Origin of the sequence: Halomonas sp. 3F2F (genome assembly GCF_014897805.1) — a bacterium.
Classification (GTDB): Bacteria; Pseudomonadota; Gammaproteobacteria; order Pseudomonadales; family Halomonadaceae; genus Vreelandella.
Genome location: NZ_JABUZE010000096.1, coordinates 1 through 12641, shown reverse-complemented (window position 1 = coordinate 12641; position 12641 = coordinate 1). Strand labels below are relative to the sequence as shown.

The window sequence follows — 12641 nt, the reverse complement described above, 5'->3', positions numbered from 1 at the left end:
CTAGCCATCCTGACCGTCGACTCGCGCCTGCATCAGCGGCCAAGTGTAGTGCGCGAGAAATATTGCGTAGGCTAAGCACCAGAAGATGATGCTCAGCGTATAGGTCCAGTGGGTAATCTGGGGAAATAACGCCAAAACGGGTGAGCGCACTAAGGCGGCTATTAGCATTAAGCCTAGCGCCACACCAATACCAGGCAATGTGCGTATGGGGCGGCCCGTATGGCCTAGCGAAACCCTGGCCATCATGGCAAGCATCATGGTGCCCATACCGCCAATGGTCAGGGCGTGCACGGCAAGTTCAACGCGCATCAGCCCCATGAGTGCCAAGACCCACATAATAAGCCCTAGTGGAATGCAGGCGTAGCTGCCGTGCAGCCCCCAAAGTAAAGGTTCACGCCAGCTATGCAGCCCACCCCAACGCGCCATGCGAACAGTGTTGGCCAACGCCGCTAAGAGCATCACTCCCCCCATTAAAACAGCAGGAATGGCAACTCCCAACATGGTGACCAGCTGCAGCAGCACGACGCCAGCCGTACTCACCAGCGTAACTCCTTCGAGTAAAGCAATAGGTTCAGGTTTGGTGCGTCCTAAACGATTGGCGGTAAACATGGCAATTACGCGCCCACCCACTACGGTCATCATCAGTGTGATTAACAGTACGGCTAAGTAGGCGGCTTGGCGGATCAGCTCGGCATCACCCTGCATGACTCCTAAGTGCATCGCCAGATTAGCCGTGGCAAACAGCAACAGCACAGGTACAAAGATCAAGTTGCGCCAACGCTTTGCGGTGATAACTAGACGCGCCATAACCATAGCGACAATTGGCAGAAACGCTAGGTCAACCGCCAGCAGCAGCCACTCCGGCAGCCCCATGGGGAAAGCCATCAGCCCCCTACCCAATAGCCATAGCACCACCAGACCCAATAGCGGCCCGCCGTTTAAACTCGGCAACCCTGTCCAGTTACGCACAGCGGTTAGTAAAAATCCCGCTACCACCGCCGCGGCAAAGCCAAACAACATTTCATGCTGATGCCAGAACACCAGACCGCCATAAGGTCGCAGCAAAATAGTGCCGTGCCAGAAGGCCAACCACACCAAAAGGGACGCCACACTAAACAGCGCGGCCAGCAGAAAGAAAGGCCTAAAAGCCAAGCGCATTAAGGGTAAATGCTCAAGCTTAGAAGCAGGCTGGGATGAGGTGGTCGTTGGCATGGCGTAATCCCGACTAATTTACTTGGAAATATGAGTGTGCGCCTAGCCACCAACAAAGACCATGACATGCATCAAAAATACATCTTATGGCTAGCATTTAAAGGCCTGTGGATTTAAGATGCATTCATAATACATCTTAAAGTATCGAGGTAGTAACAGTGCTAACACATGAGCAGGAAAAGCTGATTAACGCGACAGCCCCCATCGTGGCCGAACACCTAAATGCGATTACCCAACGCTTCTATCCACTGATGTTCACCCGCTATCCAGAGGTTAAGCCCCTCTTTAATGAGGTACACCAGCAAAGCGGTGGTCAGCCCCGCGCACTGGCCAACGCCGTGTTGGCCTATGTTCAACTACGTGGCAATCCAGCTCAGGCGCGCGCAACTCTGGATGTTGTGGTCAGCAAACACGTCTCGCTAGGCATTCTTCCCGAACAGTACCCTATTGTCGGTGAATGCCTACTGGCGGCCATTGGCGAAGTGCTGGGTGAAGCTGTCACCCCGGAAATCGCCGATGCGTGGGGTGCTCTATATAACGAGCTTGCCGCCCTGTTAATTGACCTGGAAGATCAGCGCTATCGTGAGTTTGAACAGCGCCCTGGCGGATGGCGTGGCACACGCCGTTTCAAGATTGCCAGTACCCAGCAGGAAAGTGCTTTAATTCGCTCTTTTATCCTTGAGCCCGAGGATGGTGGTCGTGTGGCTGACCATGAGCCGGGGCAGTATATCGGTGTACGTCTAACCATTAATGGCGAGCTGGTTTATCGGCATTACAGTCTCTCAGACACGCCGAATGGTCAAAGCTATCGAATCTCGATCAAACGCGAAGAACAGGGCCAAGTCAGCCGCCACTTCCACGATGTCTTACAACCAGGCGACACCCTGGAACTGTTACCACCAGCGGGTGACCTTACCTTGGTTGAGGGTGACGAGCCCCTACTGCTTGCCAGTGGCGGCGTTGGTCAAACGCCCCTGCTCCCCATGGCAAGACATGCCTTGTCCCTTGGGCGGCAAGTCATCTATCTACACGCTGCCCTGGATGCCGAACATCAGGCCTTTAAAGGTGAATTAGACGCACTGAAGAGCGAGTATCCTCAACGCCTTAAGGCTGTCCGCATTCATGAGCGCGGCAATGAAGCCGAACATATTGGTCGTATCGACCGCAGCTTATTAGCTCACTACCTGCCTGATCTTAAGGCACGCTGCTATTTCGTCGGCCCTCAAGGATTTATGACAGCGATTAACAGCGCTTTGTCCGAACTGGGGGTTGACGAAGATCGCCGACACTTTGAGCACTTTGGCCCCTCACGCCCACTCGACGCAGCTTAATAATGACCGGTAAGGGCCACCTAGTTCTTGGCTACCTATTAAAGGCAGGGGGTCCTATGAACCCCTGCTCAACTTTACTAGGCTTAAACAGAGGCCAAAGTAATACGGAGGTGGCTATGGAAATCGAATTAAAGCGTGCCTACGACTCACCACACAACAAGGATGGTTATCGTGTTCTCGTCGATGGTATCTGGCCACGTGGGGTGTCCAAGGAGGATGCTAAAATTAATGAGTGGCGTAAGGAAATTGCACCGAGCAGCGAGCTTCGCAAAGCGTTTCATAATGGTTCACTCGATTGGAATGACTTCCGTCGACGCTATCTCAAAGAATTAACGTCCTATCGCGAGACTCTTCGTGACCTTGCACAACGTGCCAGGAAAGAGCGAGTTACTCTGGTGTTCGCCTCCAAGGAAGAGCGCCACAACAATGCCGAAGTACTTCGCCAATACTTAAGAATGCTGAAATAATCAGCCCAACCAGGAAAGCGGGCTGTGGTGAATAGCGGCCCCCACCATATAGGCGAAGATAGCCACCGCCACTACCGCGGCTAGGGCTCGCACCGCTGGCGTGGCCCCACGTTTAATTGCAATGGTACCAATACCGATATAGGCCAGCAGTGCTAATAGCTTGGCGCCAAGCCAGGGAAGCTGCCAGGGCCATACGGAAAGCAATACCATCAAAGTCACCCCCAGTCCCAACAGAGCCGTATCAATAAGATGAGGCAATACCTTGACCCAACGGGCGTTGAGTCGCGGGCTTTCCTGCACCGACCACCAGGCACGCACTACGAAGAGCGTGATGCTCAGCGCAGCGGCCGTCATGTGCAGGTGCTTGATGAGGAAATAGTGCTCCATGGTAACCGTCCCTAGCCGACGTTAACCGCATTGCCGTGATGATCGAAAGCAAGATAGGCGGTGATATTACCCATTTGCAGCGACTCCATCATACGCTGAAGCTGGCGTTCAACCTCGGTATCATCTTTTGGGTCGTCCATGGCAGCGCTGAAAACTAGATCCCATTCGATCTCGGTACGGCGTGACTCCTCGACCAACGCCGCCATACTGGTCAATTCCTGCGTCGACTTATCTACGCAGACTACCGGCACCAGCACACCCCCTTCACCCTGTTCGAAGCGACGACGCTGTTCAGCATCAGGGAAATCGGGCAGCTCTGCGCGCACGAACACAAACAGCAGGCGCTGGGGCTTAGGTTGTTTACGTGCTTCCTGCAGTAAATCGGCAAACGTCGCTATAGTCATAAAATCGGTGGTCATAAAATGAGCCCTATCGCTAGTAATTAAGAATCAGTCGGCAAGAATGAACAAGTCAGACTAATAGGCGGCATCACTCGGGTGACGCTACGAAAAGCCACAGCAGCAGCATTACCATAAACAGAGGGATCAGCAGGCTAAGTGGCGCCGCCCGCCAACCATAGGCTTGGACGACCAGAGGTGCTATTCGCAGGGAAAGCCCGACACCTGCCGCTAACGCCAGAAAAAGGACGACACAAAGACACACCCAGCGGCCAGGCATCCAGCCTTGGGCGTGGGCGATGCCGGTGGTAATCACCGCCCCTCCCAGTCCAAGCCCAGCACCCATCAACAAAAACTCCCACGGCTGGCTAGCCATTCCAAACCCGCCCAGCGCCAACGCTAGCCCCAATAATAGCCACTGCATCAAGCGGCAGGTGTCGCCCCGTTTGGCGATATACCAGGCCGGCCACGCCAACAGCACACCACTCATCAACGGTACCAACACATAGACAGGCTGCTTTGCAAGCAGAGCATAAAGTGTCCAGGTCGCCACCGCTAAAGCGCTTGCTAGCGGCATTAGCAGCATGGCTACCAGCAACTGATAACCATTTACTGGCTGTGTTGATGTCTCCAACGTGGGAGGCGGCACGGGTGATGGCATGGCGTTTCCCAGCGAGGGTATAAAGACATCGGAAGACATGCCAGAATTGTCGGTAAATACTGGGCGTAGGTCAAAAAGGCATCGGAGGTAGGCTGGCTAACCCCAAAGGAATAGCCCTCGTATCGAAATGCAGATAGTGCCACACTCCCTTACCTCTTCCGCGCTATCGGAAATGCCATGAAATTACTTCAGCGCTCCCTGGTTGCTCGCATCATTGCGTCTCTGCTTGCCATTAGCGGGATGGCACTCATCAGTATCACCCTGACCATGACAATGTCTAACAGCAGCCGTGGCGATGCGGCTGCGATTAATGTCGCTGGCTCATTACGCATGAATGCCTATCAGATTATGGGAGCCTTGCAACGCCTGGAGTATGCTCCAGAGAAGACAAGCGCAAAACAGCTCGAAGGACTGATTTCGAGCTTCGATCAACGTTTGTATGGCACAACGCTACAACAAACGATCCCCATTGACGATCGTCATGAGCGCCGCCGCCAACTGGAAAAACTTCAGAACTACTGGCAGCACTCGCTTCGCCCAGCACTTGAGGCTCCGGCCGCTGCCACGGCGCTAGACCTCGCTACGCTAGAAATGATGATCGTTGAGATGGTCAGTGACATTGAAGTGCTAGTGACCTATCTGGAGCAGAGCACCGAGGCCAAGGTGCGGCTACTGGGGATGATGCAACTGCTTTTTCTGGTACTGATCGCTATTGTGGTTTCGATAGCCCTTTACGATGTTCGCCATAACCTGGTAGTACCGCTGCGCCAACTGATGGTGCTTGCCCGCGAGGCGGCGCAGCGTAATTTCAAGCCACGTTCAGAGCTACGCGGCAGTGATGAGCTGGCTTTACTGGGCCACACCTTTAATAAGATGTCTGCCGAGCTGGCAACCAGCTACGCCGCATTAGAAGACAAGGTATCGCGCAAGAAACAGGAACTTGAGCGCAGTAACCAAGCACTACGAGTAATGCATGATGCTAGCCGTTCGCTGTATGGCGGCGGTAACGACCTTTGCTCTAGCGCAGCACCTATGCTGCGCGAACTGGAAAAGCTGCTCGATATCGGGCCGATTCGGCTTTCCCTAAACGACCCCTTCGACCAACGGGAAATGCCGGTTTTAGAAACCCACTCGCGTACCCGGCCAGAGTATTGCCGTGACCAGGAGTGCCACGCCTGCCTGATTGATCCTCGACCCTTGGAGATGGTGTCCAATAACCAGTCACAGTGCTTACTGCTACCGATTAGCGTCGGTGACACGCTGCTTGGCACCCTGGAAGTGTGGTATCACCAGGAGCGGCTCAACGATAGCACCCGCCGGTTACTCACCATGTTAGCCGACCAGTTGGCCACGGCGGTGTACCTGCAGCGGCGTATCGAGGAGCAGCAGCACGTCACGCTGATCAACGAGCGAACCATCATTGCCCGCGAACTTCACGACTCGCTAGCCCAATCGCTCTCTTATCTAAAGATGCAGGTTGCGCGACTCGAACGTATGCAGCAAAAAGACGCCTCTCGAGAGATGCAGTCTGCGGTATTCGACGAGCTGCGTACCGGTTTAAACAGTGCCTATCGTCAACTGCGTGAACTGCTTACTACCTTCCGGCTCAAACTAGAGGGGCCAGGGCTGCAATTTGCCTTACGCCAAACCATCGAAGAGTTTAGCCAGCGCATGGCGATAACGGTCGAGCTTGACTACGATGTGCCGCCTTACCTACTTAATCCCAATGAAGAAATTCACGTCCTGCAGATCATTCGCGAGGCGCTGGCCAATACTCACAAGCACGCCCAAGCCCACTGGGCTGGGGTCACTGTGCATTTCGCCGATGCTCGCCTGCTAGTGCGTATTGAGGATGATGGTATCGGCCTGGAAGACGATAGCTCGCCGCCTATGCACTACGGTTTGGTGATCATTCGCGACCGAACCACTACCCTGAACGGGGAGTTGAGTATCACCAATCGCCCCGCAGGGGGAGCCAGCATTGAGATAGCCTTCACCCCGTTGACCGCTCGCTTAATTCAGCAGCAGCCTGTAACGGCTGCCTCAGACTCTCACTTAGGTACAGGGACTTCTTAATGACGCTGACCACCGCCAACGATACACCCGCCACGCTAATGATTATTGATGACCACCCGCTACTACGGCGTGGCGTGATACAGCTGCTTGAACTAGAGGACGATCTTGAACTGGTTGGCGAGACGGGCGACCCTGAAGAGGGCATTGCACTGGCTCTCAAACTGGAGCCTGACTTGGTTTTACTGGATTTAAACATGCCGGGCGTTAATGGCTTAGAAGCCTTGCGCCGCCTACGGGAAGCCAACTATAGCGGCCGTGTGGTGATGTTCACTGTTTCCGACCATGAGGATGATGTGGTCGCGGCGCTACGCAACGGTGCCGACGGTTATCTGCTAAAGGATATGGAGCCTGAAGACATGGTGCGCCAGCTGCGTCAAGCTGCTTTGGGACGCATGGTCATCAGCGAAAGTCTAACCGCCCTACTCGCTGAAGCGCTGCGTAATCAGCGCAATGCCCCCACCACTCCGGATATTCATAGTCTGACGCAGCGTGAACGCGAAATTCTACAACAGCTTGCTGGCGGGCTCTCCAACAAGCTCATCGCGCGCAAGCTGGATATTACCGAAGGCACGGTCAAGGTTCACGTCAAGCATCTGCTCAAAAAGCTCAACTTACGCTCGCGTGTCGAAGCCGCCGTCTGGGCAGTCCAGGAAGGTATCGATCACTAGTCAGTTCTGTGTGGTTACCTCCAAAGACTCCCAGAGTACTTTTGCTCTGACCCGCCTTTACCCCCTGTCGATTTTTTCTCTTTAAAATCAATCAACCCAGGCTTTTCAGCGACTACCTCTCAAGAGGTATGTCGCTGTTTTTCATGTTATTTTCACCTATTTCCCAATGTCTTCCCCCAGCGTATCTTGCTTGCTAACTGCTAGATGCAGATAGGTTTGATGCCAAGGGGAAATCGCCATGAGCAAGAGAAATGCCGACATTGAAAAGTGGGATGTCGAAGACGCCCAATTCTGGGAACAGGAAGGCAAGCACATCGCCAACCGCAATCTATGGATATCCATCCCCAGCCTGCTGATGGGATTCGCTGTCTGGATGATGTGGGGAATGATTACCACCCAGATGCAGAACCTGGGTTTTTCGTTCACGGTTAACCAGCTATTTTCACTGACGGCGCTTGCCGGTCTAGCGGGTGCCACACTACGCATCCCAGCATCGTTCATGATACGCATCGCTGGCGGGCGTAACACTATCTTCCTGACCACCGCGCTATTGATGATCCCCGCTGCCGGCACTGGTATCGCCTTGATGAACCCAGGCACGCCGTTTTGGGTATTCCAGGCGTTGGCGCTACTTTCCGGTATCGGTGGCGGTAACTTCGCTTGTTCAATGAGCAACATTTCCACTTTTTATCCCAGCAAACAGCAAGGTTACGCCCTGGGCATGAATGCAGGCCTGGGTAATTTCGGCGTCACTACCATGCAGATTGTCATCCCACTGGTAATGACCGTCGGCATTTTTGGCGCTATGGCCGGTTCGCCGATGGAATTGCAAAGCGCTAGCGGTACGTTGATCGGCCGAATCGAAGCAGGTACCGACACCTGGATCCAGAATGCAGGCTTTATCTGGCTCGTATTTCTGATCCCATTAGCGTTCGCTGGTTGGTTCGGCATGAATAATCTCCGCACTATTACGCCCAACCCTGGTTCGCCGCTGGCGGCTTTCAGCAAAATATTAGGCCTCTACGGCGTCGGCATGGTGACCGCGATCATCGGTATGTTAGCGCTCGGCTGGCTTAATATGTGGATTGCCCTACCTCTAACCATTGTTCTGACCCTGGTGTTGTTGCGCCTGATTCCTGGCGATATCAAGCCTAATATCCAGAAGCAGTTCGCGATATTTTCCAATAAGCACACCTGGTCAATGACCATCCTCTATATTCTGACCTTCGGCTCCTTTATCGGCTTCTCTGCAGCCCTGCCACTCTCTATCAACGTCATCTTCGGCAACATGATGGAAGCCACTGCCGATGGCACGCTGATTCGCGTGGCCAACCCAGAGGCGCCCAGCGCTTTAACCTGGGCCTGGATAGGCCCCTTCGTAGGCGCTCTGATTCGTCCGCTGGGCGGATGGATCTCCGACAAAGTGGGCGGCTCCATCGTTACCCAAATAATCTCTGCGGTCATGGTGGTCGCCTCTGTCGCCACTGGCTACGTGATGATGCAGGCCTATAACGCCACCGATCCTAATCAATTCTTCTGGCTATTCCTGCTGCTATTCATCGTGTTATTCGCCGCCAGTGGTATCGGCAACGGCTCTACCTTCCGCAGCATCGGGGTGATTTTCGACCAGCAGCAGAAAGGCCCGGTTCTTGGCTGGACCTCTGCCGTCGCTGCCTATGGCGCCTTCATCGCCCCGCGGGTAATGGGCGAGCAAATCCAGGCCGGCACACCAGAACTTGCCATGTATGGCTTTGCGGTCTTCTACACCATCTGCCTGGTCATCAACTGGTGGTTCTATCTACGCAAGAGTGCCTACGTTAAGAACCCGTGAGCTAGGTTAACAACTCCTAAATATAGCTTGCTTCTTTACGCCCGGAGCCAAGCGCCGGGTCTTTTCCCCCTACCCCACTGCGGGAGGACACCATGAAAATCATGATCGCCTATGACGGTTCGCGAAACGCCAAGCTGGCTCTTGCTCAGGTCGTCAATATGTTCCGCTGTAACCAACCTCTGCTGATACTGGTCGGCGTGGTGGAAAACCCACTCGACGCTACCGATAACAACGAGGTGCTTTTTCAGCAGGAGCACGATGAGGTTAAACAGCACCTTCAGGAGGGTATGGCATTCGCCATCGGCGAGGGCTTCCAAGCCGAGCAGCTTTTCGCCGAGGGTGACGCACGCAAGATGCTGCTTCAGGCCACCCGCAAACTCTCGCCTGACCTACTGGTGATTGCCCGCCATAGCCATCAGCCGGACGGCGGCATCATCGCCAAGTCGTTGACTTATTTTGTTGATGAACTCGACTACATGACGTTTGGCAGCGTCAGCTCGTTCCTGGCCCGGCGAGCCGATTGCCCCTTGTTGATTCTACCCAGCCCTTGAGCAGCCCCTACCCCTCCTTTGGTAAAAATCTCCCTAGGAACACAGGACGATACGACCATGAAAGTTTCCGCTGTATTCAAGTTTCGCAGCCCCGAAATTCGGGCCTTGCACCTGACCTGGATTGCCTTCTTTATTACCTTTTACGTGTGGTTCAACATGGCGCCGCTCGCGTCGAGCATGCTCAAGAGCGTCGACTGGCTGACCACGGATGACCTCAAGCTGTTCGCTATCTGCAACGTCGCCTTAACGATTCCCGCGCGCATTATCGTTGGTATGGCACTGGATCGATTCGGCCCGCGACGGGTGTTCTCGGTGCTCATGGTCACTATGTCGCTACCGGCGCTGGCGTTTGCTTTCGGTAACAGCATGACGCAGCTGCTCGTGGCACGCTTGGTACTGAGCTCGATTGGCGCCAGCTTCGTGGTCGGTATCCACATGACGGCGTTGTGGTTCAAGCCCAAGGACATCGGCTTCGCCGAAGGCTTCTACGCTGGCTGGGGTAACTTCGGCTCCGCCGTCGCGGCCATGTCGCTGCCGACCATCGCCTTGAACATGTACGGCGGCGCCGATGGCTGGCGCTGGGCCATCGCCCAAAGCGCTATTGTTATGGCCGCTTACGGTATTTACTACTGGTTCGCGATTACCGATGGCCCGGATGCCCAGGCTCACCGGAAACCACGCAAATCCGCTGCCATGGAAGTGAGTTCCTGGGGCGATATGATCAAGCTGATCATCTGGACGATTCCACTGGTCGGCGTACTCGCCATTCTAGTCTGGCGAATTCAATATATGGGCTATTTATCGGTTACGGGTGCCGTCATCGCTTATCTAGCCATTATTGCGATCGTCATCTATCAAATTGTCCAGATCTTGAGAGTCAACCTACCGATCCTGCGTAAGGGGGTACCGGAGGATGATAAGTACTCGTTCAACAGTGTGGCGGCGCTTAACAGCACCTATTTTGCCAACTTTGGTGCTGAACTGGCGGTGGTGTCGATGCTGCCCATGTTCTTTGAGGAGACTTGGGGCCTGAATGCCGCTACCGCTGGCCTGATTGCTGCATCGTTCGCTTTCGTCAATCTGGTGGCGCGCCCCATGGGCGGCATGGTTTCCGACCGCATGGGCAACCGTCGTTTCGTGATGCTGTGCTACATGTTTGGCATTAGCGTTGGGTTCTTGCTGATGGCCATGCTCAATTCAAGTTGGCCGCTCATTCTGGCCATTGCGGTGACCATTGGCACCTCGATTTTCGTGCAAGGGGCCGAGGGAGCAACCTTCGGTATCATTCCCTCCATCAAGCGCCGCATCACTGGGCAGATATCCGGTATGGCCGGCGCTTACGGTAATGTTGGCGCGGTGGTTTACCTAACCATCTTTACGTTTGTCACTCCATCGCAGTTCTTCTACATCATCGCGACCGGCGCTTTCATCAGTTGGGTTATCTGCTTGGTGTGGCTCAAGGAGCCAGAAGGCGCTTTCGATGACGAGTACTACGTCTCTTCTGTTGATAGAGACATCGAAGAACAGGCTTTACAGAGTGCCAAGCACTAAACGTTAGAGTCATCTGTAGCACGGTACTGTTCGCGTCGATTGGATTCGGACAGTGCCTCTATTGTTCAGCAACTAACCGAAATGCCACACAGCACACTTAATTTTTTTAGTCATTTTCCCAACTCTGTTTACCACATACTCAACTATGGCTAACTCGCTAATTTAGAGCACCTAATCATTGAAATTACACCTCCAAGGGAGTCCTGAAGTGCGAGCACTCACTTTTCTCAAATTACCCTTCAACCATCGTGAAGGCTGGAAAGAGTTACAGACTTCCTGCCCCTCCATTCCTTTACTAGCGTGGCGGGTAGTTTTACCTATGTCGCTCTTGCCGCCAATACTGCTCTATTATGCGGGCAGCCATTACGGCGATACATTTATGACTGGTTTTGCTGGCCGAGAGTGGCGTTTTATCACCTCCATTATTTTCCTTGCAGAGATAGTGAGTTTTTTTGTGATCGGGTGGGTAATCTACGCTGTAGTCAATGGAACTGAAGAGCTATCTATTAGCTATCAAGATGCCTACTTACTTGCCGGGCTTGCACCACTGCCTTTATTTGCCTCGTCGTTGGCACTCCTGGTACCCAACTTATTTTTTAATGTCGTGATTATACTCAGCGGGCTGGGTATCTCTTGCAGCTTAATTTACCACGGCTTACAAGCACTCTGTACGCAGCAAGAAGTTGATGTTGCTACTATCTCAGCCACTTACACAATTATGGCTGCCAGTGCTCTGGGATGGGGTATTTTGTTTGCGGTTATCTGGGCTTATTAAGCGATTAACATTAGGTGCACTGGCCTACAGGGGCACTAAACCTGTCATCATCAAGCCCAATGATGACGCGTGAAGCAAACGGTCTAACGTTGAGAAGTGGGTAATGTGTGCGCCAGGCAGGGCGATGAGCAAAATTCACGATCACTCGCGTCTTCCTCTTCGAGCGCTGATAGCACCAGCTCTTTGATTACTGGAAGGTGGGAATCGTCAATTTGACGAGCGGCAGTGAGCAGGGTCACTCGCCCCGCGCGTGCGAATATCATTAAAGGCAGTAGCTTATCAGGGCACGCCTTCAGCTCACTGCTATAACGCTCAAGAAAGCGTGGTTTACTGATTTTTTGCTGACGATACTGACGGCATAGTTGAGATGCAGGAGCTATCTCCGGGTACCATTCATTCAGTGCAAGGAAGCTTGAAGACAGCCCGTTAGGGTATAACCGATCAACCAACACGCGAGTGCCGTCGTGATCCTCTATCGGCGCATATATGCGCTTAAGCGTTATTTCATATGACATCGATTACATACCTCTGCCAGGGTGCTCATGGCTTCAGCGAGTAACTTATATAAATAACAGCATAGCAGCGATGCTCGATTAATTAACTAAGAGAAAATTAGGTAGATAGCTTTTATCGATAGATAGCATTAAGCCATAACGAGTCTTTGAAACTGGAATAGAGCTTGTATGTCCTACTAAGTGGTTATGCAAAAGTTATCGAGTTACTTTTTCCGTAA

General features: G+C 53.4%; 13 protein-coding genes. 8 read left to right on the top strand and 5 right to left on the bottom strand.

The window, feature by feature from the left end; all coding sequences use genetic code 11:
- Positions 1-1212, bottom strand: coding sequence for an NnrS family protein (locus INT21_RS11000; protein ID WP_193085192.1), 1212 nt, complete (start codon positions 1210-1212; stop codon positions 1-3).
- Positions 1213-1370: 158 nt separating this feature from the next.
- Between INT21_RS11000 and hmpA the strand changes: the two genes are divergently transcribed.
- Complete coding sequence (gene hmpA / locus INT21_RS10995; protein WP_193085191.1) at positions 1371-2543, top strand: NO-inducible flavohemoprotein; 1173 nt, start codon at positions 1371-1373, stop codon at positions 2541-2543.
- 116 nt (positions 2544-2659) lie between these two features.
- Positions 2660-3010, top strand: a complete 351-nt coding sequence (locus INT21_RS10990; RefSeq protein WP_193085190.1) for a DUF488 domain-containing protein — start codon at positions 2660-2662, stop codon at positions 3008-3010.
- Here INT21_RS10990 and INT21_RS10985 read toward each other — a convergent pair whose 3' ends face one another.
- From INT21_RS10985 to INT21_RS10975, 3 genes are all read right to left on the bottom strand, one after another.
- A complete protein-coding gene (locus tag INT21_RS10985) occupies positions 3011-3397 on the bottom strand; it encodes a SirB2 family protein (protein WP_193085189.1) in 387 nt (128 codons plus the stop codon).
- Between the two features lie 11 nt (positions 3398-3408).
- Positions 3409-3816 (bottom strand): ribonucleotide reductase subunit alpha, encoded by a 408-nt coding sequence (locus INT21_RS10980; RefSeq protein WP_226930626.1) that lies wholly within the window; start codon positions 3814-3816, stop codon positions 3409-3411.
- Positions 3817-3886: 70 nt separating this feature from the next.
- Positions 3887-4456: a hypothetical protein gene (locus tag INT21_RS10975; RefSeq protein ID WP_226930625.1), complete on the bottom strand. Its 570-nt coding sequence runs from the start codon at positions 4454-4456 to the stop codon at positions 3887-3889.
- A gap of 177 nt (positions 4457-4633) precedes the next feature.
- Here INT21_RS10975 and INT21_RS10970 point away from each other — a divergent pair, with 177 nt between their 5' ends.
- The 6 genes from INT21_RS10970 to INT21_RS10945 all read left to right on the top strand — a co-directional run bounded on the left by INT21_RS10970 (position 4634) and on the right by INT21_RS10945 (position 11908).
- Positions 4634-6532, top strand: coding sequence for a type IV pili methyl-accepting chemotaxis transducer N-terminal domain-containing protein (locus INT21_RS10970; RefSeq protein WP_193085187.1), 1899 nt, complete (start codon positions 4634-4636; stop codon positions 6530-6532).
- Positions 6532-7200 carry a two-component system response regulator NarL gene (narL, locus tag INT21_RS10965; RefSeq protein WP_193085186.1) on the top strand — a complete coding sequence of 223 codons (669 nt, stop codon included), beginning with the start codon at positions 6532-6534 and terminating at the stop codon, positions 7198-7200. The genes INT21_RS10970 and narL overlap by 1 nt, the downstream gene beginning before the upstream one ends.
- A gap of 238 nt (positions 7201-7438) precedes the next feature.
- Positions 7439-9031, top strand: coding sequence for an antiporter (locus INT21_RS10960; RefSeq protein WP_193085185.1), 1593 nt, complete (start codon positions 7439-7441; stop codon positions 9029-9031).
- 92 nt (positions 9032-9123) lie between these two features.
- Positions 9124-9582 (top strand): universal stress protein, encoded by a 459-nt coding sequence (locus INT21_RS10955; RefSeq protein WP_193085184.1) that lies wholly within the window; start codon positions 9124-9126, stop codon positions 9580-9582.
- A 57-nt stretch (positions 9583-9639) separates the two neighbouring features.
- Positions 9640-11133 (top strand): MFS transporter, encoded by a 1494-nt coding sequence (locus INT21_RS10950; RefSeq protein ID WP_193085183.1) that lies wholly within the window; start codon positions 9640-9642, stop codon positions 11131-11133.
- A 208-nt stretch (positions 11134-11341) separates the two neighbouring features.
- A complete protein-coding gene (locus tag INT21_RS10945; protein WP_319022692.1) occupies positions 11342-11908 on the top strand; it encodes a YIP1 family protein in 567 nt (188 codons plus the stop codon).
- Between the two features lie 83 nt (positions 11909-11991).
- Here INT21_RS10945 and INT21_RS10940 read toward each other — a convergent pair whose 3' ends face one another.
- Positions 11992-12423, bottom strand: coding sequence for a DUF488 domain-containing protein (locus INT21_RS10940; protein ID WP_089038527.1), 432 nt, complete (start codon positions 12421-12423; stop codon positions 11992-11994).
- Positions 12424-12641 lie beyond the last annotated feature (218 nt).